Annotated in this window: 20 protein-coding genes and 1 pseudogene; 19 read left to right on the top strand and 2 right to left on the bottom strand. The window is 29.9% G+C overall.

Features of this window, described 5'->3' with window-relative positions; genetic code table 11:
- The first annotated feature begins 16 nt into the window (after positions 1-16).
- From truA to CLOPA_RS21065, 13 genes are all read left to right on the top strand, one after another.
- Positions 17-751: a tRNA pseudouridine(38-40) synthase TruA gene (gene truA / locus CLOPA_RS21125; protein ID WP_015617459.1), complete on the top strand. Its 735-nt coding sequence runs from the start codon at positions 17-19 to the stop codon at positions 749-751.
- A gap of 143 nt (positions 752-894) precedes the next feature.
- The gene (gene rplM / locus CLOPA_RS21120) at positions 895-1,329 is read left to right on the top strand and encodes a 50S ribosomal protein L13 (protein ID WP_015617458.1); all 435 of its coding nucleotides are present in this window, start codon (positions 895-897) and stop codon (positions 1,327-1,329) included.
- Between the two features lie 24 nt (positions 1,330-1,353).
- Positions 1,354-1,746, top strand: coding sequence for a 30S ribosomal protein S9 (gene rpsI, locus CLOPA_RS21115; RefSeq protein ID WP_015617457.1), 393 nt, complete (start codon positions 1,354-1,356; stop codon positions 1,744-1,746).
- 297 nt (positions 1,747-2,043) lie between these two features.
- Entirely contained in the window at positions 2,044-2,667 is a 624-nt protein-coding gene (locus CLOPA_RS21110; protein WP_015617456.1) for a DUF47 domain-containing protein, read from the top strand.
- A complete protein-coding gene (locus CLOPA_RS21105) occupies positions 2,660-3,658 on the top strand; it encodes an inorganic phosphate transporter (RefSeq protein WP_015617455.1) in 999 nt (332 codons plus the stop codon). Before CLOPA_RS21110 ends, CLOPA_RS21105 begins: the two co-directional genes overlap by 8 nt.
- A 325-nt stretch (positions 3,659-3,983) precedes the next feature.
- A complete protein-coding gene (gene cwlD / locus CLOPA_RS21100; RefSeq protein WP_015617454.1) occupies positions 3,984-4,703 on the top strand; it encodes an N-acetylmuramoyl-L-alanine amidase CwlD in 720 nt (239 codons plus the stop codon).
- A 248-nt stretch (positions 4,704-4,951) separates the two neighbouring features.
- Positions 4,952-5,794 carry a fumarate hydratase gene (locus CLOPA_RS21095; RefSeq protein WP_015617453.1) on the top strand — a complete coding sequence of 281 codons (843 nt, stop codon included), beginning with the start codon at positions 4,952-4,954 and terminating at the stop codon, positions 5,792-5,794.
- Positions 5,795-5,839: 45 nt separating this feature from the next.
- Positions 5,840-6,403, top strand: a complete 564-nt coding sequence (locus CLOPA_RS21090; RefSeq protein WP_015617452.1) for a Fe-S-containing hydro-lyase — start codon at positions 5,840-5,842, stop codon at positions 6,401-6,403.
- A gap of 72 nt (positions 6,404-6,475) precedes the next feature.
- Positions 6,476-7,000: a citrate lyase holo-[acyl-carrier protein] synthase gene (gene citX, locus CLOPA_RS21085; RefSeq protein WP_015617451.1), complete on the top strand. Its 525-nt coding sequence runs from the start codon at positions 6,476-6,478 to the stop codon at positions 6,998-7,000.
- A gap of 542 nt (positions 7,001-7,542) precedes the next feature.
- Entirely contained in the window at positions 7,543-8,259 is a 717-nt protein-coding gene (locus CLOPA_RS21080; protein ID WP_015617450.1) for a tetratricopeptide repeat protein, read from the top strand.
- Between the two features lie 380 nt (positions 8,260-8,639).
- On the top strand, positions 8,640-9,416 hold the full coding sequence (locus CLOPA_RS21075; protein ID WP_242834244.1) for a DeoR/GlpR family DNA-binding transcription regulator: 777 nt from the start codon (positions 8,640-8,642) through the stop codon (positions 9,414-9,416).
- Positions 9,417-9,455: 39 nt separating this feature from the next.
- Positions 9,456-9,899, top strand: coding sequence for a PTS sugar transporter subunit IIA (locus tag CLOPA_RS21070; protein WP_015617448.1), 444 nt, complete (start codon positions 9,456-9,458; stop codon positions 9,897-9,899).
- 244 nt (positions 9,900-10,143) lie between these two features.
- The gene (locus CLOPA_RS21065; protein ID WP_015617447.1) at positions 10,144-11,523 is read left to right on the top strand and encodes a PTS fructose transporter subunit IIC; all 1,380 of its coding nucleotides are present in this window, start codon (positions 10,144-10,146) and stop codon (positions 11,521-11,523) included.
- Between the two features lie 317 nt (positions 11,524-11,840).
- Here CLOPA_RS21065 and CLOPA_RS21060 read toward each other — a convergent pair whose 3' ends face one another.
- On the bottom strand, positions 11,841-13,844 hold the full coding sequence (locus CLOPA_RS21060; protein WP_015617446.1) for a sigma 54-interacting transcriptional regulator: 2,004 nt from the start codon (positions 13,842-13,844) through the stop codon (positions 11,841-11,843).
- Positions 13,845-14,290: 446 nt separating this feature from the next.
- Between CLOPA_RS21060 and ptsP the strand changes: the two genes are divergently transcribed.
- Positions 14,291-15,904 (top strand): phosphoenolpyruvate--protein phosphotransferase, encoded by a 1,614-nt coding sequence (gene ptsP, locus CLOPA_RS21055; RefSeq protein WP_015617445.1) that lies wholly within the window; start codon positions 14,291-14,293, stop codon positions 15,902-15,904.
- A 242-nt stretch (positions 15,905-16,146) separates the two neighbouring features.
- Here ptsP and msrB read toward each other — a convergent pair whose 3' ends face one another.
- Positions 16,147-16,599 (bottom strand): peptide-methionine (R)-S-oxide reductase MsrB, encoded by a 453-nt coding sequence (gene msrB, locus CLOPA_RS21050; RefSeq protein WP_015617444.1) that lies wholly within the window; start codon positions 16,597-16,599, stop codon positions 16,147-16,149.
- A 436-nt stretch (positions 16,600-17,035) separates the two neighbouring features.
- On the opposite strand from msrB, the pseudogene CLOPA_RS21045 reads away from it, so the two are divergent.
- From CLOPA_RS21045 to manZ, 5 genes and pseudogenes are all read left to right on the top strand, one after another.
- A pseudogene (locus tag CLOPA_RS21045) lies at positions 17,036-19,817 on the top strand (sigma 54-interacting transcriptional regulator).
- 199 nt (positions 19,818-20,016) lie between these two features.
- Positions 20,017-20,436, top strand: coding sequence for a PTS sugar transporter subunit IIA (locus CLOPA_RS21040; RefSeq protein WP_015617443.1), 420 nt, complete (start codon positions 20,017-20,019; stop codon positions 20,434-20,436).
- Positions 20,437-20,604: 168 nt separating this feature from the next.
- A complete protein-coding gene (locus CLOPA_RS21035) occupies positions 20,605-21,087 on the top strand; it encodes a PTS system mannose/fructose/N-acetylgalactosamine-transporter subunit IIB (RefSeq protein ID WP_015617442.1) in 483 nt (160 codons plus the stop codon).
- A gap of 171 nt (positions 21,088-21,258) precedes the next feature.
- Positions 21,259-22,026 carry a PTS mannose/fructose/sorbose transporter subunit IIC gene (locus CLOPA_RS21030; protein WP_015617441.1) on the top strand — a complete coding sequence of 256 codons (768 nt, stop codon included), beginning with the start codon at positions 21,259-21,261 and terminating at the stop codon, positions 22,024-22,026.
- A gap of 14 nt (positions 22,027-22,040) precedes the next feature.
- Positions 22,041-22,865 carry a PTS mannose transporter subunit IID gene (manZ, locus tag CLOPA_RS21025; protein WP_015617440.1) on the top strand — a complete coding sequence of 275 codons (825 nt, stop codon included), beginning with the start codon at positions 22,041-22,043 and terminating at the stop codon, positions 22,863-22,865.
- Positions 22,866-22,947: the final 82 nt, after the last annotated feature.

Here is a 22,947-nt window from a genome sequence, read left to right as displayed (position 1 = left end):
TCTAGGGTGTGAGCTTATGAAGAATGTTAAACTTACTATTGAATATGATGGTACAAATTATTCAGGCTGGCAGATACAAAATAATGCCATAACTATTGAGCAAGTATTGGAAGAAAATTTGAAGGATATAACTGGTGAGAATCTAAAGATTATAGGTTCCAGTAGGACTGATGCTGGTGTTCATGCAAGAGGTTTTGTAGGAAATTTTTTAACTGAAAGTAAAATACCTTCTGATAGATTTAGAAATATTTTAAATAGTAAGTTACCTGAGGATATTGTAATTTTAAATTCAGAGGAAGTAGAATTAAACTTTAATTCTAGATTTAATAGTAAAGGTAAGACATATAGCTATACTGTTTTAAATACACCTCAGAAACCGGCAATTGGAAGAAATTATGTCTATCATTTTAGAAGGGATATAGATCTAGCATTAATGATAGAGGCCAGTAAACAATTTATTGGTACTCATGATTTTGCAGCTTTTAAAAGCAGTGGAGGAAATACCAAAACTACTGTAAGGACAATAAGCAGTTTAAAGATAATAAAACAAGGTGATTACATAATATTCACCGTAACAGGTGATGGCTTTTTATATAATATGGTAAGGATTATTATAGGGACTTTAATGGAAGTTGGATTAAAGAGAATTGAAGCTAAAAGGGTTAGAGACATATTGATATCAAAAGATAGGACTATGTCAGGACCATGTGTGCCACCTGAAGGGCTGTGCTTAGAAAAGGTGTATTATTAATTAAAATATGTATAAATTTATTGACACACGTGGCAGATTGTATTATAATATATATGTTTGTATAACGTTGCTTAAAAAAGATCCACTAGCCCCGGATCTTTGACATAGAACGTAATTTATGTAAAGTTCAGGGAGGGAAAAAAATGAAATCATACATTGCGAAACCGCAAGAAGTTGAAAGAAAATGGTATGTTGTTGACGTTGATGGATTAACCTTAGGTAGAGCAGCAAGTCAAATTGCATTGATATTAAGAGGAAAAAATAAGCCTACATTTACACCTAATGTAGATACTGGAGATTTTGTTATTGTTATAAATGCTGAGAAGATAGTTTTAACAGGAAAAAAATTAGATCAAAAAATGCTGAGACACCACTCATTATATCCAGGTGGATTAAAAGAAATACCTTACAAAGAAGCATTAGTTAAAAAACCTGAATTTGTTTTTCAGGAAGCTGTAAGAAGAATGCTTCCAAGTGGAGTATTAGGTAGAGAGGTTCTTAAAAAGCTTAAAGTATATAGAGGAAATGAACATAATCACGAAGCTCAAAAGCCAGAAGTATTAAAATTGACATATTAAGTATAGTTGGAAGGAGGATATAAAATGGCTAAAGTACAATATATTGGAACAGGTAGAAGAAAAAAATCTATTGCTAGAGTTAGACTTGTACCAGGAGAAGGTAAAGTCTTAGTAAATAAAAGAGAGATAGAAAAATATTTTGGATTAGAAACTTTAAGAGTAATAGTTAATCAGCCACTAGTTTTAACTGGTACAAAGGATAAATTTGATGTTCTTGTAAATGTAAATGGTGGAGGATTCACAGGTCAAGCTGGAGCTATAAGACATGGTATATCAAGAGCACTATTAAAAGCTGATGAATCACTAAGAGGAGAACTGAAAAAAGCTGGTTTCTTAACAAGAGATCCAAGAATGAAAGAAAGAAAGAAATACGGTTTAAAGAAAGCAAGAAGATCTCCACAATTCTCAAAGAGATAGTTGGTTTTCAAAGAGGGGAATTTCCTCTCTTTTTTTGTTGTTGAAAATCAATATATATTTACTACAATTTCTGCTTTGTAAATTTTACATTGGTAATTGGAGACATATAAAAAGTTTTTAACATAATAATGGAACTTCAGAGCATTTAGATTTAATATTATATAAAACTTATGAATATTGGATGCATAGATTGTATATTATTAAGTACAGTTTCTATATATTATTGTTATGTTTTATATTAATGTATGATATAATTACTTAGTTATTGAATATTTATATCAATATAGGAGGATCAATATGTTTAGCTTATCTCCAAAGGATGAAAAATTTTATGATTTATTTATTGAAAATGCATATACCATTCATGAAACTTCTTTGTTATTTAAAGCTTTTGTAGAAGATATATCTAATCCTTATGAAAAATTAAAGGAAATAAAGCAAATGGAAAAAATCTGTGATAACCAGCAGCATAATATATTAAATGAACTTAATAAAGCATTTATAACTCCTTTTGACAGAGAAGATATATATTCTATATCAAAGGAAATGGATGATATAGTAGATTTTATGGAGGCAAGTGCCAGCAGATTTGTAATGTTTAATGTAGATATAGTAAAAGAGGAAGCAAAAATATTAGCTGATTTCATAGTTAAGTGTTGTGCCTACATAATCAAGTTAATGGAAGAATTTAAAAATATGAGAAATAATACTAAGCTTACAGAAATTATTATAGAAATAAATAAAATTGAAGAAGAAGGAGATTTGCTATTTAGAAATGCCGTAAGACAATTATTTGTTGCAAATATACCGGTTCTTGATGTTATTAAATGGAGAGAAATATATCAATATATAGAGAATACATTAGACGCTTGTGAATCAATTGCAAATCTTATTGAGGGAGTGGCTATGAAGAATGCATAGTTCAGTAATATATTTATCAGTAATAATTGTGGTTTTAGCTTTACTTTTTGATTTTATAAATGGATTTCATGATAGTGCAAATGCAATTGCAACTTCTGTATCCACCAGAGTATTAAGTATGAAGTGGGCTATAGTTATGTCATCCTCCTTTAATTTTTTAGGTGCTTTTATGAATGAGAAAGTTGCAAAAATTGTAGGAGATGGAATTGTGAATCCGAATTTAATATCTCCTACTGTTATAATTGTGGCAATTTCAAGTGCTATAATTTGGGATTTGTTTACATGGTATTTTGCAATTCCAAGCAGTTCTTCACATGCATTGATTGGAAGTTTAATTGGATCAGCTATTGTGTATCAAACATCTTTTTCGGTGGTTAATTGGACAACTTTTCTTATTAGGGTCATAATACCTTTATTTTTAGCACCAATAGTTGGATTTATTTTTGGATATTTATTTATGATCGCTCTTCAGTGGCTACTTAGATATACCAGACCATCAGTAGTATCAGGGTTTTTCTCAAAAGCTCAAATATGCTCAGCCATGCTTATTGCAATAAATCATGGGGGAAATGATGCTCAAAAGTCTATGGGAGTTATAGCTATGGCATTGGTAAGTGGTGGATTAATCAGTAGTTTCCATATTCCTTTATGGGTAAAAGGCGCCTGTGCCTTAGCAATGGCATTGGGCACTTCTGTTGGTGGATATAAAATAATAAAAACCATGGGAATGAATATGGCAAAGCTTGCACCGATAAATGGATTTGCTGCTGAAACCAGTGCTGCTGCAGTTATTTTTTCATCCACAATGATGAATGCCCCTGTTAGTACCACTCAAATTATATCCTCATCTATTATGGGTGTTGCAGCATCTCATAGAATATCTTCTGTTAAATGGATGATTGCAAAAAATATATTGTGGGCTTGGATAGTTACTATACCTGTGTGCATCTTAATTTCAAGTATATTTTCCTTAATACTAAAAATATTATAATTTATATATAAATGTTCTAAAAAATTAATTTGTCTTGCTTTAATTATATTGTGATTAAATCACAAAAAGTGTAAATTAAATTTCATTATACCATTTATAGTGTTTTTAATGTGAAATCTTTGCAATATATAGTATATACCTTTTATTAAATATACTTTTGTGAGATATCATATCATAGAGTGTAAAAATCACGTTTTAAAATAAATGTGATTTTTATTTTTTTAATAACTTTATTTATTGATCTACTTAAGAAGCGACTAAAATATCTAATATAGTACATAATAAGTTTGATGATAGTATAAAATTTTTATATAGAGGAGTGAGCATGGTGAAAAAAAAATTAAAGATATTTAATGTAACTATAATTACTTTTTTATTAATATTTTTTTCACTGAATGATTTTGTCGATGCTTCTGAAATACAAAGTCATTTTAAAGTTAAAGCTGCTGATAAAAAAATAATATTAATAGATCCAGGACATGGTGGGATGGATGGTGGAGCTCAGTCGAAAAATGGAACTGTAGAAAAAAATATTAATTTAAGTATAAGCTTAAAATTGAGGAAGGCTTTACAAGAGGAAGGCTTTAAAATAGTAATGACACGTGAGGAGGACAAAGGGTTATATACTGATTCGGGCAAAATTAGAAAGAAGAAGAATGAGGATTTAGAAAATAGATGTAAAATGAAAGATGAAAGTAATTGTAATATGTTTATAAGCATACATCTTAATATGTTTCCTCAAAGCAAATATTATGGATCACAGGTATGGTATTCATCTAATCCAGATAGCCAAAAGCTTGCGCATATCATACAAGAAAATTTTAGAAGTGATTTAAGTGATGACAGTAAAAGAGTTGAGAAGGCGGCATTAGATTCTTATAAAATTTTAAGGTGCAGAAAAGATATTCCATCTGTTATTGTGGAATGTGGATTTTTGTCAAACCCTTCTGATGAAAGTAAATTAAAAAGTGAAGAATATCAACAAAAAATAGTAGAATCATTGTGTAAATCTATAAAAGCCTATTATATTAATGATAATAAATAATAAATAATGACATATTTCCTGAGAAATATATATTATTAGTATTTTGAACTTAGATTAAGCAGGCAATTTGTGCAGGTATTGGTATAGACATATTTATAAAATTTTTTTATGAAGAGAATTAAGGCTTACCAATGGTTTTATGGATTGCTTGCTGGGTTCATGGACAATTAAATATTGAAATTATTTATCATAGGTGGTGTAATAAATATAAGAGTATAAATAAATACAGAAATGAAAGGTAGGAATATATGAGACAAATAGATTCTAAGGAAATAACTAAGGCTGTAAAGAACCTTTGTATTGAGGCAAATTATTATTTACCGAAGGATATTTTTAATGCAATTGAAAAAGCATATTTAAAAGAAACATTTGCCATATCAAAAGATACCCTTGAGATAATAATGAATAATAGTAAAATAGCAGAAGAAGATCAGGTTCCTATATGTCAGGATACTGGGATGACCTGTGTATTTTTAGAAATAGGACAAGATATACATATTACAGGGGAGCTTATAGAGAATGCTGTTAATGAAGGGGTAAGGCAAGGCTATGAGGAAGGATATTTAAGAAAATCTGTGGTAAGTGATCCTCTTGAAAGAATTAATACTAAAGATAATACGCCTGCTATAATTCATTATGAAATTGTAAAGGGTGAAAATATAAAAATTACTATAGCACCTAAGGGGTTTGGATCTGAAAATATGAGTAAGATTAAAATGTTAAAGCCCTCAGACGGATTGGAAGGGGTAAAAGCTTTTATATTGGATACAGTAAAGGAGGCTGGCCCTAATCCATGTCCACCTATTGTAGTGGGAATAGGAATTGGGGGTACTTTTGAGAAAGCTGCATTACTCTCCAAAAAAGCACTTCTAAGACCTATAAATGTTAGAAATAAAAATTTATTTTATAGTAAACTTGAAGAAGAGATGTTGGCAAAAATAAATGAGATGGGCATAGGACCACAAGGATTTGGAGGAGGAACTACTGCTTTAGGTGTAAATATAGAGACATTTCCAACTCATATTGCTGGTCTACCTGTAGCTGTAAATATAAGCTGCCATGTAACAAGACATGTAGTTAGAATATTATAGATAAATTACTTACTAAGTAAGAGCTATACATTTTGGAGGTATATAATGGATATAAAGCTTAATATTCCTTTTACTGAGGAAGAGGCGTGTAAATTAAAGGTAGGAAACAAGGTATTGATTTCAGGGTGGATATATACTGCTAGAGATGCTGCACATAAGAGATTAATTGAACTTTTGGATAAAAAACAGGATTTGCCAATGGAAGTTAAAGACCAGATTATATATTATGTAGGTCCAACACCTGCAAAACCCAATAAACCCATTGGTTCAGCGGGTCCCACTACCAGTTATAGGATGGATTCATATACACCAAAGCTTTTAGATATGGGATTAAGAGGAATGATAGGTAAAGGATTAAGATCAAATGAAGTTATTGATTCAATGAAAAAAAATAAAGCAGTATATTTTGGAGCTATAGGGGGGGCGGCAGCTTTAATATCTAAGTGTATAAAAAAATCAGATATAATAGCTTATGAAGATTTGGGGTCTGAAGCTATAAGAAAAATTCAGGTAGAAAATTTTCCCGCTATTGTAATAATCGATAGTTTTGGAAATAATCTTTATGAATATGGAAAGGAGCAGTATTTAAACATGAAAAAAAATATTTAATAATTAGCTCTGTTATAACTATAGTAGGAGGGAGTTAAAGGAGAATATATAATTGATAATTCTTCGGCACATATGGAATATGATAATCATGCAATATTTTTAGATAGAGAAAAAAGATATGTTTTTCAGAAAAAATTAATAGATAAATATAAAAAAACACTTTTATCAATGAAAGTAAACTATCCGGGTAACAACAGGGATAATAATATTACGGTAAATATTATTAAATGTATGGATAATATAATAACAGAAATTTTTAATAATGAAATTTATTTAAAAATTTTTAGAATTACATTAGAAGGTCCTATAGTAACGATACTTTTAAATATGGATGAAATAAAGGCAAAAAAAACTTGTATGGAAATAGAAGATAAGCATATGTTGGGAAAGTGCATAGATATTGATGTGTATAGTTCTGATTCTAGACCTATAGGAAGGAGGAAATTTGGTTATGAAAAGAGAAAATGCTTTATTTGCAATGAACTAGCTGATACTTGCATCAAAAATAAAGTACATACTCAAGTAGAAACACTAGATGTAATGAGAAAAATGTATTTAGCATATGTAAACAAATATTATGGTAATAGATTTAATTAAGTTAATGTAATTAGTCAATAAGAGCACGCTTATTAGTGTGCTCTTATCAAAAAATAAGGGGTAATTTGTAATAAGTAAATCTATATATATAATACTTATTAGGCACTTTAAAATTAAAAGTTTATTTATTATTATGGTGCATATGTAAATTATTTGACACTATATATTGTAATATTATTTCGAAATTATTACAACATATAGTGATATACAAAATAATACATTGATATTCATATTTTTACATAAAATATGAATAAAATTATAATTAAAATTCATTTTTAAAATATAAAATAAAAAATTATGTATAAAAGTAAAAAAATTAAAACTTTAAGAATAATTTGTATTAAATTAACTTAATAGAATGTATAATAATAACAATATTTACTAAATGATATTTAAAATATAGTATATATATGTTGTTGCAACAAACTATATTTATAATAAAATATTTATTTTATTTGAGCAGTTTCTATTTAAATGTTATTTGCTAAATGAACAATTTTAATTGCAACTTATATATTAAAAATAATTAATGGAGGAAAAATATGTATAAAAAAATTCCCTTTAAAATTAGAGTAGTGATATTAGGTGTATTTTGTATATTTGCTATTATAATATTGATTTATAATGCGAAGTTTAATTATACAAATCATAAAGCTGCTAATTATATTAGAAATGAAAATAACAATACGCAGTCAAATACAACTATTAAAGCGAATGAGAATAAGCTTGCACAGGATAAGAAAAAGGAAGAATTAAATGCAAAAAGAAAAAAATTAGATGATTTATGTGAGCAGGGGTATAATGATTTTGGAGCAAAACAGTACTCACAAGCTATAAATAAAGAAAGCCAAGTTTTAGCAGAAGATCCTAATAATTATAGAGCACATGCAGTGAAAGGTATAGCTCTTTGTTATTTAGGATCAGGTACATATGACGAGGGCATGCAAGAAATTGATAAGTCTTTGCAAATTGAACCGAATTATGGATATGGAACTTTTAATAAAGCTTTAGCATTAGAATTATATGGTCACTATGACGAGGCATTAACCTGGTACAATAAAGATTTACAGATAGAGAATAGGGTGTGGAGTTATTACGGAAAAGCTGCTGTATATGGCAGAGAAGGTGATGTTGCTAATACAGTGGCAAATCTTAAAATAGCCATAAGTATGCAAAGTAATATAAAGGATGTGGCTAGAAATGAAGAAGATTTTGCAAATGTGAGAAATAGTCCTGAATTTCAACAAATAATAAAATGAACTACATCTTTTAAGTATACTTGGAAGTTTATACGTTGGAGTAGCTTTAAAATATAGAGAAGATGCGATTAGATATGTGTAATACTTGTAAGTTTGTGGACTTATGAGTATTGTACATTTAAATTTTGATTTTAAAATTTTTTCCAATATAGAAATTCTTTATTTGTTAGTGGGTTTTTGTCGGAGTGATGATCAAAAGTATAAATAAAAGTATAAATATACCTATTATTATGTTTAAAAAAGTTAATTTTTTTAATTATTGTAAATATAATAATCAAATAAAAAAGTAATCGAAAATAATCAAAAATATATTGACAAATATTCAGTAAAGGTTTACAATGAGTACATAAAAGGACATAAACAAATACAAATTTATTAAAATGAGAGTGATAGATATGTTTGCAGAAGAGCGCCAAAGAGAGATTAGTTCAATATTACATGAAAATGGCAGCGTAAAAGTAAATGAACTTTCCGAACGTTTTAGTGTATCAGAAGCTACCATAAGAAGAGATTTACAAGAAATGGACAGTAAAAGACTTCTTAAAAAAACACACGGTGGTGCAGTAAAAATACAAATAATAAATTTTGAGCCATCTTTTATAGATAAGAAGGATAAAAAGAATGAGGAAAAATATTTTATAGGTAAATCCGCAGCTGGCATAATAAATGATGGAGATACAATAATCCTTGATTCAGGAACTACTACCTTAGAATTATCTAAGAATATAACCGCAGAGGATATAACTGTCATAACTAATTCAATAGATATAGCGGTAGAATTATCTAGTAAAAATAATGTGAAATTAATTTTAACAGGAGGCGTTCTAAGGGAAACAACTAGATCTATGGTTGGATACACTTGTGAAGAGATGTTGAAAAATTTTAGGGTAGATAAAGCATTTATAGGAGCTAATGGAATATCTTTGACTGATGGTGTTACTACGCCAGATATAACGGAAGCACAAGTAAAAAAGGCTATGATAAATTCAGCTAATAAAATAATAATTGTAGCAGATAGTTCAAAGTTTGAAAATGTTTGTTTTTCAGTTGTATGTCCTATTACACAGGTATCTACGGTAGTTACTAGCGGAGATATTTCAAAAGAAATAATTAATGATTTTATAAGACAGGGAATTGAGTTTATAGTTAGTGAATAAATTGAATAAAATTGGAAAAATATAAAGGAGGAATTTTAAATGGCAACTAAGGATATGTTTTCAAAGGAAAGAGTTAATTTTAATCTTAAAGCTGATAGTAAGGAGGGGGCTATTGATGAACTAATAGAAATATTGTATGAAGATGGTAAAGTTACAAATAAGGATGAATTAAAGAAAGCTGTAATAAAAAGAGAGGAGGAATTTTCTACAGGAATAGGTATGGGTATAGCCATTCCCCATGGAAAATGCTCAGCAGTTAAGGAAGCAACAATAACTTTTGGACTAAGTAAAGAAGGTATAGATTATCAATCAATGGATGATAAGCCTGCACATTTATTTTTCTTAATAGCTGTTCCAGAGGAGTCTAGTGATGTTCATTTAAGGGCATTGAGTGAAATATCAAGAAAACTTATGCATACAGAAGTAAGGGAAAAATTATATGATGTAAATGATTTTGAAGAATTTATTAAGATTTTTGAATAATGATATAGGTATATAAGAATTTATATCATGTAAACGTTATTAAAATTTTATTGATGTTTTAAGTATTAATAATATATTTTTGATTTTTCTTATGGTATATAAGTTGTAATTAAGACTGTTCATTTAATAAATAGCATTTAAATAGCAGTTACTTAAATGAGATATTATATTATGAATATAATTTATTGCAACATATGTAATAAATATTTTAAATAATTATATTGATAAATTAGGAGGAATACTTATGAAAAAACTAGTAGCAGTAACATCTTGTCCTACTGGAATTGCACACACTTATATGGCAGCAGAGGCGCTTCAAATAGCAGCTAAGGAAATGGGCTATGAAATTAAAGTTGAAACTCAGGGGTCTGTAGGAGCTGAAAATATCATTGATGAAAACGATTTGAGAGAAGCTGATGCAGTTATAATAGCAGCAGACACGAATGTTGATAAATCAAGATTTGTTGGAAAGCCATTAATTGAGGTGCCTGTTAAAGAGGCAATAAAGGATGCAAAGGGACTTATAACTAGGGCATTAGAAGTAAAAGTGTCAGATAAAAAAGAATTAATAGATGATGTACAAAAAATTAAATCAAAAGAAAGATCCAATAGAACTGGTCCTTATAAACATTTAATGACAGGTGTATCTTTTATGATTCCATTTGTTGTAGCAGGAGGTATACTTTTAGCTTTAGGTTTTGCTTTTGGAGGAATTTATGTTTATAATGTACATGGTTCCATTGCAGAAACCTTATTTTCAACTGGTAAACAGGCCTTTGCTCTTATGATTCCAGTATTAGCAGGATATATAGCTTATTCAATTGCAGATAGACCTGGTCTTGTTCCTGGTTTTGTAGGTGGAGCTCTGGCAAGCACTATAGGTGCAGGATTTTTAGGAGCACTAGTAGCAGGTTTTGCAGCAGGTTATGTAGTTGTAGGAATAAAGAAATTTGTTAAACTTCCTAAAGCATTAGATGGATTAATGCCAGTATTAATTTTACCAGTATTGTCTACAATTATTATGGCATTATTGATGGTATATATTTTAGGTAGTCCAGTAAAAGCACTTAATGATGGATTATTTGCATGGTTAAAGAGTTTACAAGGGGCTAATGCAGCAATTCTTGGTTTAATACTTGGACTTATGCAGGCCTTTGATATGGGAGGTCCAGTTAACAAAGCAGCTTATGTTTTTGCAACAGGAACAATAGTTGCAGGAGGCTCAGGAATCATGGCAGCAGTAATGGCTGGAGGTATGGTACCACCACTTGGAATAGCACTTGCATCAACAGTAATAGCTAGAAAGAAATTTACAGAGGAAGAAAGAGAAGCAGGAAAAGCAGCATGGGCTCTTGGAGCATCATTCATAACAGAAGGAGCTATACCATTTGCTGCCGCAGATCCATTAAAAGTTATACCTTCAATTATGGCAGGATCAGGAGTGGCAGGAGCATTATCAATGCTATTTGGTTGCAAACTTGCAGTACCACACGGTGGATTGTGGGTATTAGTTATACCAAATGTAATGACAAACCTTTTATTATATATAATAGCAATAGCTACAGGTATGGTTGTAACAGCTATTATGCTTACAATTCTTAAGAAAGACGTTGTTGAGGAATAATATTAGATTTATAAAAAATAGTTAATTCATATAAATAAATGGTTGTCCTAAAATATATAATTACATATTTTAGGACAACCTAATTTTTATCTATTGATATATAAGCAGTGACATACTCCAACTGCCTACGCTGTGCTTAGAGTTGAGGGGTTTTTAGTATGTACCAACTGACATCAGTATAATTACCAAGCTAAGCCCGTTTGTCCAAGGATTTTTTCATTTATGCACTTTTATTTTTCTCGTATATTCTTATTCCTTCATAATGAATCATACAATGAACCAGGTTTCGATCATAAATGTATCTAAAAAATTCGTTTCTAAACTTCTATACCATATTTTTTGCACTTTAAAGCTACAGTTCTATGGGTAATTCCAAGAGCCTTACCAGCCTTGTTATAAGTTTTATATTTTTTCATTGCCAATGTTACTATTTCTCTTTCGTAATCTTCAAGCCTCATTAAATCATCATTTTCTTTAAAATTAATCAGACCGTTATTTTGAGGTATAATATTGGTTATATACATAGGCAAATCTTTTGAGGTAATAATATCTTTGTCGCACATGTTTATAGCTCTTTCAATAATGTTTTCAAGTTCACGTATATTTCCGGGCCAATGATAATTTTGCAGATATTGGAGACTTTCGATGTCAATAGAATTTATAGGTTTATTTAGTTTTAAACTTAACTTTTTAATAAAATGTTCTACTAATAAATTTATATCTTCTCTTCTTTTTCTTAGAGAAGGAAGAGGAATTGTTATTACATTTAATCTATAATATAGATCTTCTCTGAAATCACCCGTTTTAATCATTTCCTCTAAATTTCTATTAGTCGCAGCTATTATTCTTACATCTACCTTGTGAGTTAATAGACCTCCCACACTTTCAAATTCTCTCTCTTGAATTACTCTTAACAATTTTACCTGCATAGGTTTTGGCATATCACCAATTTCGTCTAAAAAAATTGTACCTTCATTAGCTATGCTGAATTTACCGGGCTTGTTTTTTAATGCTCCAGTAAAAGCACCTTTTTCATATCCAAATAGTTCACTTTCAAATAAATTTTCAGGTATGGCAGCACAGTTTATTCTTACAAAAGGTTTATCTTTTCTAGCACTATTGTTGTGAATGGCCTTTGCTACCAATTCCTTTCCAGTACCACTTTCACCTCTTATTAAAACTGTAGAGGTAGTAACGGAGGCTTTATCAGCTATAATTAGTGCATCCTTTAAAACTCTTGAATTACCAATAATATTATTAAAGTTTCCACTGAGCATTGTATGTCTTTTTAGCTCAGCTTTATAGTAGCTCAATTCTTCCTCAGATTTTTCAAGCTTACTAGCTATATCTTTTATTTCATTTACTGTTTTTGATATAGAAAGGACACCTTTAAAATAATTATCTATAAAAATTGGCTCTACTGTTGAGATAATATCAACATTATTTTTACTATATAATTGGTTCTCAATAGGCTTCTTTGTATTAAATACTTTCATTCTATATCCTTCTGGAGAAATATCTATCAAGTCTTTTCCTAGTATATCTGAAGCTTCTAAATTAAAACTAGTTTCATAGGGAGGATTCACATAACTTATTTTTCTATGTTCATCTACAAAACATATTAGATCATGAGAAGTCTCCAATATTTTTTTAAATTTTTCGTTTAGTTCCTTCATTCCCAATACTTCTGAAATATCCTGAAAAATTCCAATGGCTCCTATTACCTCACCATTTGAGATTATGGGGGATCTGTTTACTAATACTATCTTATTATTTATATGTTGCGTTTTACCTAGCTGCTTTTCTTTAGAAGAAATAATTGATGGTAATTCAGAAGTTGGTATAATGGTTGAAACAGATTTACCAAGTACTTCTTCACTATTTTTTTTAACAATGTCTAATGCATACTGATTCATTGAAATAATATAGGAATGTGCATCTATTACGATTATACCAAGAGGAATATTTTCAAGAATCTGCTCATTTGCAATAGTATTTTGTTCAATTATGGCATCTAAGTTGGAAATAGGAGTATCATTAAGTTCTAATCCACTGGCTATAAAATTACAAAGTTCCAGTACTGCCTTTTGCCCAACAAGAGAATCTTCTTTGCAGGAAACCTCAATCATCTCTCCATTCTGTATTCTTTGTGAAATTAAAGCCAGCATACTTATGGCCATTGGTTCTACTGCATCTATTTTTTTTATATAGAGATTTATATTATAAATATTTTTAAGTTCAGAAGATTTGTGCACTATCATGGCAGCAATTCTTGTATGGATACCATTTTTACAATTTACAACAATACAATTTTTAAACATAATAATCTCCTTTAGTTGCTATTGATAAAAAGTATCAGAATTTATAAAATCTATTGATATTTTTTATCAAGTAGATTGTACACCTTATTTTATAATAAATCTATAAGTTTATTTAAAAAAATTATGAAATCGATGTAAAAATATGTTGATAAAAAATATCAAGCAATAGTGTACATAAAAACTGATTATATATAGAAAACTATTATATATAAAATAAGGCATAATGAAATAAATAATTAGATAGTATACTGGACTATTTACTATCATACTGCGTCAATAGAGGCGTCTGATAGTATCTATTATCAGAATTTGTTCACTGTATAACGCAAAATATACCTTTTATTTTTATCTTGTTATTTATTTTCAGATGTTTAAACTAAATTTGGCATAGCTTTTGCTTAATATATTAGTATAGAAAATTAGTGTAGAAATTAGGAGGAAGAAAGATGAAAAAAGGAATTGCTGCTTCAAAAGGATATGCTATTGGTAATGTTGTAATAAAAACTAATACGGAAGTTGAAATTACTGATAAAAAAATAGATGATATAAATGCTGAAAAGGAAAGATTGAATTCTGCTATTGAAAATTCAAGAGTACAGTTACAAAAAATAAAAGAAAAAGCTGAAAAAGAATTAGGAGCTGATAAGGCTGCTGTTTTTGAAAGTCATATTATGCTTTTAGATGATCCTGAATTTACTGGAGCTGTTGAAGGTAAGATAGATTCAGATTCAATAAACGCAGAGAAGGCTGTCTCTGATGTAGTGGAAATGTACATGGGTATTTTTGCTGCCATTGAAGATGAGTACATGAGAGAAAGAGCAGCAGACGTTAAAGATGTTGGAAAAAGATTGATTGGAAATCTTGCAGGAACAATAACTGGAAATGAGGATGTTAAGGATAATACTGTAATAGTAGCTCATGATTTAACACCATCTGATACGGCTCAACTTGATAGAAGTAAGGTTATTGGTTTCCTAACTAATATTGGAGGAAGAACTTCACATAGTGCCATAATGGCTAGAACTCTTGAAATTCCTGCAGTAGTTGGTCTTAATGATATAACAAAAAATGTTGAAAATGGAGATTTGGTTATTGTAGATGGTATTGAAGGTGAAGTAATAATAAAACCAGATGAAGCTATTTTAAAAATATATACTGAAAGAAAAGCTAAATTTGAAGCAGAAAGAGAAGAACTTAAAAAACTTATACATGTTGAAACTAAAACTAAGGCAGGAAAACGTGTAGAAGTATGTGGAAATATAGGTAAGGCTCATGATGTTGAAGGAGTTTTAGCAAATGGTGGAGATGGTATAGGCTTATTCAGAACAGAATTCTTATATATGGATAGAGATTCAATGCCAACAGAAGAAGAACAATTTGAATCCTATAAGCATGTTGTAGAAAGAATGGAAGGAAGACCAGTAGTTATAAGAACACTTGATATAGGTGGAGATAAAAAGCTTCCTTACTTGCCACTGCCAGAGGAAATGAATCCTTTCCTTGGATATAGAGCTATAAGATTATGCCTTGGCAGAAAAGATATATTTAAAGTTCAATTAAGAGCATTACTTAGAGCTTCTGCTTTTGGTAATTTAAAAATAATGTTCCCGATGATTTCTTCATTAGAAGAATTCTTAGCAGCAAAAGAGGTTTTGGGAGAATGTATGGAAGAACTTAGAACTGAAGGAAAAGAATTTAATGCTGATCTTGAAACAGGAATAATGGTAGAAATACCAGCAGCAGCAGTAATGGCTGATGAACTTGCTAAATATGTAGATTTCTTCAGTATTGGAACTAATGATTTAATTCAATATACACTAGCAGCAGATAGAATGAATGAAAAAGTGTCTTATTTATATAATCCAATGCACCCAGCAGTGCTTAGATTAATAAAGATGACAATAGAAGCAGCTCATAAAGAAGGAAAATGGTGTGGAATGTGTGGAGAAATGGCTGGAGATGAAAAAGCTATTCCAACACTTACTCAATATGGATTAGATGAATTCTCAATGAGTGCATCTTCAATATTAAGTGCAAAAAAATATATCATGAATAATTAATTAATTGCTAATTCTAGTTTTAAAATATATATTATAAAGATTGGGCATAGTATAGGTATTATACTATGCCACTTTTTTATCTGATGACTAGCCGCTGCAATATTCCCGCCGCACTCTGTGAAAGCGATTCACACAAAATCAAAGATTTTGGTTCTCTGCTTTTCTTTAAGTGGAAGATACCAGGGCTACATCTCTAGATAAATTGATGTATTTCTGCCATTAGGTATATATTTGAAAATGACTTAATCGAAAAGATACAGGTAATCTTCATAACCTTCTTTTTTAAGTTTATCTTTAGGTATAAATCTTAATGAAGCACTGTTTATGCAATACCTTAATCCACCCAGATCTTTAGGTCCATCATTAAAGACATGGCCTAAATGAGAATCACCATATTTACTTCTTATTTCTGTTCTTACCAAGCCGTGAGAAGTGTCTAAGTTTTCTTTTATGTTTTCTGCTTCTGCAGGTTTTGAAAAACTTGGCCATCCACAATCAGAGTCAAATTTATCCTTTGAGGTAAATAGTGGTTCTCCACTGCAAATATCCACATACAAGCCATCTTTGCTAAAATTCCAGTATTCATTTTCAAAAGGTTTTTCTGTAGAATTTTCCTGTGTAACTGTATATTGTAATTTTGTAAGTCGTGATTTTAATATTTCTTTATTTGGTTTAATATAATTATTCTTTTTCATAACTACCTCCTGGATTTATTATACTTTATCATAATTTTCTCCAAAATAAAACTATAAGTAGGTAGGATTAATTGATAATTAATAAAACTAACATACTTTATTTTGATTATTATGCACTGACTTAGGGTATTTATTCTAAATTTATATATTTAATTTATCGGAAATAAGAGTATTAAATTTACATGTAAATTTAAATATATAAGCTGATTGAATTATAAAAAGCTATAAATTAATTTCCACTATACTATTTATAGTATTTTTAATGTAAAATGTTTACAACATGTAGTAGCTATTTTTTATTAAATATACTTTTGTGAGATAATCGCTAATTGAAATTAAAATTATGTTTGAAAAAATACAGTAATGCATTTTATAATATGCTTATTAGTAATACAATAGTATTAAGTGTATTAATATTATACAAGGAAGTGATAAATTGAAAAGAATAGAAAAGATATATGAATATATTATAGAAAGAACAGAAAAGTTCGACATGGAAAGCCTAAAAAATAAAAGTGGTTTTAGTGCAGCTGAAATATCAGAAAATTTGAATATGCTTAGAAATAACGTAAGTATGGAATTAAATCAGCTGCTTAGAAGTGATAAGATAATAAAAATAAAATCCAGACCTGTGTTGTATATAGATAAAAAGTGTGTTGAGAGAATCTTAAATATAAAGTTGGAGGCTAAATCTATAGAGATAAAGGGAATAGAAGATATTTTGATCACTAGTAATGAAGCAAATAGTGAAAATTCTCCATTTGATAAACTTATAGGAGCTAAAACAAGTCTCAAAAATCAAATTGAGCAGGCGAAGGCTGCAATTTTATATCCTCCTAATGGTTTAAATACTTTAATTGTAGGTCAGACGGGAGTTGGTAAAACTTTATTTGCCAATATGATGTATAACCATGCAAAATACGTTAAAAAATTGGGTGAAAATTCACCTTTTATTGTATTTAACTGTGCAGATTATTATAATAATCCTCAGCTCTTAATATCGCATTTATTTGGGCATATTAAAGGTGCCTATACTGGAGCAGACACTGACAAAGCTGGAATAATTGAAAAGGCAAATGGTGGTATTTTGTTTTTAGATGAGATACACAGATTACCACCAGAAGGCCAGGAAATGTTGTTCTATTTTATGGACACAGGTAAATTTAACAGATTAGGTGAAACAGAGAGAAATAGAAATTCATGTATTTTGATAGTTGGAGCTACTACTGAAGATCCTAATTCATCATTGTTAAAAACCTTTGTTAGAAGAATACCAATAATTATATCTATCCCAAGTTTTGAGGAGAGAACAGCAAAGGATAAAATAGATTTAATAAAATTTTTATTTTCCAATGAGGCACATAGAGTAAATAAAGCCATAAAGATTGAAGATGAGGTAGTAAAAGCACTTATAGGTAGTACTTCCTATGGTAATATTGGACAGGTAAAGTCAAATATACAGCTTATATGTGCAAAAGGGTTTTTAAATAGCATGACTAATAAGGAATATATTGAAATTCAATTTAAAAGCCTTCCTGCAGATATAAAAAGTGGACTAGTTTATCTAACTGGTAAGCGAAAAGAAATGGAGGAAATTTCAAGTTATTTAAATTCTCAGTTAACAGTAACACCGATGGATACAATGAATTAAGCGATACAGATGCCTATGATTTGCCTTTTAATCTATATAAGATAATAGAAGATAAAGCCACTATATTAAAAGAAGGTGGAGCGGATAAAGAATATATAAATAATTTTATAACTACAGATATCAATGTTTATATTAAATCCTTTTATAACAAAGTTAAAAATAATGAAAATGACAGAGATAGAATATTAAAAATAGTAGATGAAGATATATTAAGATTTTCAGAAGAGGTCATTAATATGATTGAAGAGGAGCTTAATAAAAAGCTTCCAGATAGATTTTTATATGCATTAAGCCTCCATTTGAGTTCCTTTTTAAATAGATTAAAAGCAAAAAAAGCTTTGAAATATACAAATATGGAAGGGATTATTGATGATAAGAGGGAACAATTTAATATAGCATTGGAAATAAAAGCAATGGTAGAAAAAAGGTTTAATATAATGGTTCCTGAAATTGAAGTGGTATATTTAACCTTGTTGTTAAGTTCTATTCAAGAAGAAAAAAGTAATGAACGTGTAGGTATAATTGTAGCAGCTCACGGAAGCAGCACTGCTAGTAGTATGTAGATGTAGCAAAACAGCTTTTAGGAAATAGTACTATAGAGGCTTTAGATATGCCATTAGATGTTAGCCCTACAGAAGTTTTAGAGAGAGTAATAGAAAAGACAAAAGAACTTGACAGTGGTAAGGGCGTACTATTGTTAGTAGATATGGGTTCTCTCTCCAATTTTGGTACAATAATATCTGAAAGGACTGGCATTAAGGTGAAAACTGTAGATATGGTATCTACACCTATAGTATTGGAAGCCATCAGAAAAGCTAATATTTTGGATATGGATTTAGAAAGTGTTTATCACTCAATGAAAGATTTTAAGGGATATGGCCACAGGGAGGAAATAATACAAAATGAGGATGATAGTATAAAAGTAATAATTACTATTTGCTCCACTGGTGAGGGGACAGCGGAAAAACTAAAAACTCTAGTAGAAAATGTTGTATCCAATGTAACTAATGAAGAAATAAAGGTAATTCCAATTGGCATAAGAAAGCTCTCAGAAAATATAGAATCAATACAAAAAAAATATAAAATAATAGCTTCAGTTGGCATTGTGGATCCTAAAATAGACGTTCCTTTCATTTCTATTGAAGCTTTAATAGGTGGAAATGGAGAAGAGGTACTATCAGATATAATAAAAAATAAGTTTATCTTTGTAGAAGAAAAGCAGCAGAATATTGTATCAAGAAAATTGTGTGAAGATAGTTTAAATCAATTTTTAACTTATCTTAATCCAGCTAAAATAATAAGTGTATTATTTGATTTTATGAGTGTATTAGAGGATGAATTAGATATAAAATTTGATAATTCTATTCGTATCAGATTAATGGTACATGTGGGATGTGCTCTAGAGAGGGCTGTAATTAAAGATAGTTTAGTGTATAGAGATGACAAAAGTAAATTAGATAAAAAAATTATTCATAGTATTGAACAAGCAAATAAAGTATTTGAAAAGTCAATAAATGTACATCTTAGTGAAGATGAAATTTGTTTCGTATCAGAAATGATTAAATAAATATATTATATGACAAACAGAGTATTAAGAATAAAATAAGTGTATTAATGACAAGGCTTACATTAAAAAATATTATTCACAAAGTCAATAAAATAGCGACTTTGTGAATTTTTATTTTTTGATACACAAGTTTGGCATGATAGTTGCTATATAAATAAGTGTAAGCAACTTAGTATTATAAAGATAAGGGGGAATGAGAATGACAGCTATAATTATAGGAACTCATGGTAAGTTTTCACAAGAAATATTAAGATCATCTGAAATGATATTTGGGAAACAAGAAAACGTTTCAGCGGTTACTTTTGAACCAGGAGAGGGACCAGATGACCTCGTGAAAAAATATGAGAAAGAATTAGAACAATTGGATTTAAAGCAGGGAGTACTTTTCCTAGTAGATTTATTTGGAGGAAGTCCATTTAATGCAGCAAGTAGAATAGTATCAGAAAATAAAAATATGGATATTGTTACTGGAATTAATTTACCAATGCTGCTGGAGGTATATGGAGTTAGAGATTCTTCAGATTTTGATGAATTAGTTGATACAGCTAAGAAAGCAGCGCAGGATGGTGTAAAATCCTTAAGAGAAGTTTTGGTACAACAAGAAGATGATGAATTGTAATAGAAAATAAAGATAAATTAAAAAGCAATTATATTAAATCTTAATTGATACTTTTATTACTAATAGCCTTATATACCTTAAAAATTATAAAAAAATTGTTTGATTATTTCAGGAAAAAGTAAAAACATAATTATTAAATATGTAAACGATTTAAAGGAGGAATTTAGAATGAATATAAATTTTGTAAGAGTAGATGATAGATTAATACATGGTCAGGTTGCTACTGTTTGGGTAAAGGAATCAAAATGTAATAAAATAATAATTTGCAGTGATGACGTTGCTAAGGACACTTTAAGAAAGACCCTGATTTTACAAGTTGCACCTCCAGGAATAAAAGCTTATGTATTACCTATTGAGAAAGCGCTAGAAGTTTATAAAAATCCAAAATATGATTCTTTTAAAGCATTAATATTGTGTACAAACCCAGTGGATGTTTTAAGACTCATTGAAGGTGGGATGGATATTAAGTCCGTAAACCTTGGAGGAATGTGTTATAAGGAAGGCAGAACTCAGATTAGCAGTGCAGTATCTCTTGGAGCGGAAGATATTCAGGCTCTAAAGAAAATGCATGAATTAGGAGTTGAACTGGAACTAAGGAAAATTGCAAGTGATTCAAAAGTTGATGTAATGAGCAAAATAAAAGATTTATAATGCTTGCTGGTAATTGTTCATAAAAGATGTCTCTCTATAAAAACTAAACAGGAATAATATATAGACTGTTATAAGGGGGAACTCTTTTCTGATATAGCTTTCATAGCTCCGGTATCAAAAGTAAAGTTAAGGGGATGGAAGCAAATATAATATAAAAAAGGGGGATTATATATGTCTACTATTCAATTTATTTTAGTACTTGTTGTTGCAATGATAACTGGTATGGGAAGCGTACTTGACTCCATGGAAACTCATAGACCTATAATAGCTTGTACATTAATAGGCCTTGTACTTGGAGATATCAGGACAGGAATTATTTTGGGAGGTACTCTGGAACTTTTAGCATTAGGTTGGATGAATGTTGGAGCAGCAATGGGGCCAGATAGTGCATTAGCCAGCGTTGTAGCTACAATACTGGTAATAACCGGACATCAGCCAATAACTTCAGGTATAGCAGTGGCAATACCAATAGCAGCTGCTGGCCAGGTTCTAACTATATTTGTTAGAACTATAGCTGTATTCTTCCAGCATCTTTCAGATAAATACGCTGAAGAAGCTAACTTTAGAGGAATAGAAATAGCCCATTTTACAGCACTTACACTTCAAGGACTTCGTATTGCAATACCAGCTGCATTGGTAGCAGCAGTAGCAGGAACCAGTGGTGTTGAATCAATGCTTAATGCAATACCTGTACCTGTTACAAGAGGATTACAAATCGCTGGTGGAATGATAGTTGTTGTTGGTTATGCTATGGTAATTAACATGATGGAAGCTAAATATTTAATGCCATTCTTCTTCGTTGGTTTTGTAATTGCAGCATTTACTACCTTTACGCTTGTTGGCTTCGGTATAGTAGGTTTAGCAGCGGCTATATTCTATATACAATTGAATCCTAAGTACAGCCAGGTTCAAGTTCACGATGAATTAGATGATTTGTAAAAGGGGGCTTTAATATGAGTGAAAATAAATTAACCAAAAGTGATTTGAAAAGTATGTTCTGGCGTTCATGGTTCCTACTAGGATCATACAACTTTGAAAGAATGCAGAGTATGGGATTTTGTGTATCAATGATTCCAGCAATAAAGAGATTATATAAAAATAAAGATGACCAATCAGCAGCATTAAAGAGACATTTGGAATTCTTTAATACACAGCCATATATGGCTGCTCCTATAATGGGTGTTACAGCTGCCATGGAGCAAGAAAGATCGAACGGTGTTCCTATAGATGATGCAGCTATAAGTGGTGTAAAAATAGGACTTATAGGACCTCTTGCCGGGGTAGGTGATCCTATATTCTGGGGAACTTTAAGACCAATTTTTGCTGCACTAGGTGCATCGCTGGCAGCTACAGGAAGCATTATAGGACCACTATTATTCTTTATACCATTTAACATAATTAGAATACTAACTTTATGGCATGGTATTCACTATGGATATGAAAAGGGAACATCAATAGTATCAGAAGCATCTGGAAATACATTACAGAAAATAACTGAAGGTGCATCAATAGTAGGACTTTTCATAATGGGAGCTTTAGTTTCAAAATGGACTAGTATAAATGTGCCATTAGTAATTTCATCAGTTAAAGGTCCAGATGGCAAGATGGTTATTACTACTGTTCAAAGCATGTTAGATTCATTAATTCCAGGATTATTACCATTATTATTAACTTTCTTATGCATGCATTTATTAAAGAAAAAAGTTAGTGCTATTGCAATAATATTTGGAATGTTTGCTCTAGGAATACTTGGTTATATTGGTGGATTCTTAAAATAGATGTTATAATAGAGAGGAAGCTTGTTTAATAAAGTAGTCATGTAAAGGTTTTTTATAATATGATTGGGTAAGGCTATCTCAA

This window comes from Clostridium pasteurianum BC1 (assembly GCF_000389635.1).
GTDB lineage: Bacteria > Bacillota > Clostridia > Clostridiales > Clostridiaceae > Clostridium_I > Clostridium_I pasteurianum_A.
The sequence above is the reverse complement of the archived record's forward strand: the minus strand, read 5'-3'. Positions and strand labels throughout refer to the sequence as shown.

Excerpts from the sequence above, each read along its gene's own strand:
- truA (WP_015617459.1), top strand. The coding sequence starts at position 17 with ATGAAGAATGTTAAACTTACTATTGAATATGATGGTACAAATTATTCA.
- rplM (WP_015617458.1), top strand. The coding sequence starts at position 895 with ATGAAATCATACATTGCGAAACCGCAAGAAGTTGAAAGAAAATGGTAT.
- rpsI (WP_015617457.1), top strand. The coding sequence starts at position 1,354 with ATGGCTAAAGTACAATATATTGGAACAGGTAGAAGAAAAAAATCTATT.
- CLOPA_RS21110 (WP_015617456.1), top strand. The coding sequence starts at position 2,044 with ATGTTTAGCTTATCTCCAAAGGATGAAAAATTTTATGATTTATTTATT.
- CLOPA_RS21105 (WP_015617455.1), top strand. The coding sequence starts at position 2,660 with ATGCATAGTTCAGTAATATATTTATCAGTAATAATTGTGGTTTTAGCT.
- cwlD (WP_015617454.1), top strand. The coding sequence starts at position 3,984 with ATGGTGAAAAAAAAATTAAAGATATTTAATGTAACTATAATTACTTTT.
- CLOPA_RS21095 (WP_015617453.1), top strand. The coding sequence starts at position 4,952 with ATGAGACAAATAGATTCTAAGGAAATAACTAAGGCTGTAAAGAACCTT.
- CLOPA_RS21090 (WP_015617452.1), top strand. The coding sequence starts at position 5,840 with ATGGATATAAAGCTTAATATTCCTTTTACTGAGGAAGAGGCGTGTAAA.
- citX (WP_015617451.1), top strand. The coding sequence starts at position 6,476 with ATGGAATATGATAATCATGCAATATTTTTAGATAGAGAAAAAAGATAT.
- CLOPA_RS21080 (WP_015617450.1), top strand. The coding sequence starts at position 7,543 with ATGTATAAAAAAATTCCCTTTAAAATTAGAGTAGTGATATTAGGTGTA.
- CLOPA_RS21075 (WP_242834244.1), top strand. The coding sequence starts at position 8,640 with ATGAGAGTGATAGATATGTTTGCAGAAGAGCGCCAAAGAGAGATTAGT.
- CLOPA_RS21070 (WP_015617448.1), top strand. The coding sequence starts at position 9,456 with ATGGCAACTAAGGATATGTTTTCAAAGGAAAGAGTTAATTTTAATCTT.
- CLOPA_RS21065 (WP_015617447.1), top strand. The coding sequence starts at position 10,144 with ATGAAAAAACTAGTAGCAGTAACATCTTGTCCTACTGGAATTGCACAC.
- CLOPA_RS21060 (WP_015617446.1), bottom strand. The coding sequence starts at position 13,844 with ATGTTTAAAAATTGTATTGTTGTAAATTGTAAAAATGGTATCCATACA.
- ptsP (WP_015617445.1), top strand. The coding sequence starts at position 14,291 with ATGAAAAAAGGAATTGCTGCTTCAAAAGGATATGCTATTGGTAATGTT.
- msrB (WP_015617444.1), bottom strand. The coding sequence starts at position 16,599 with ATGAAAAAGAATAATTATATTAAACCAAATAAAGAAATATTAAAATCA.
- CLOPA_RS21040 (WP_015617443.1), top strand. The coding sequence starts at position 20,017 with ATGACAGCTATAATTATAGGAACTCATGGTAAGTTTTCACAAGAAATA.
- CLOPA_RS21035 (WP_015617442.1), top strand. The coding sequence starts at position 20,605 with ATGAATATAAATTTTGTAAGAGTAGATGATAGATTAATACATGGTCAG.
- CLOPA_RS21030 (WP_015617441.1), top strand. The coding sequence starts at position 21,259 with ATGTCTACTATTCAATTTATTTTAGTACTTGTTGTTGCAATGATAACT.
- manZ (WP_015617440.1), top strand. The coding sequence starts at position 22,041 with ATGAGTGAAAATAAATTAACCAAAAGTGATTTGAAAAGTATGTTCTGG.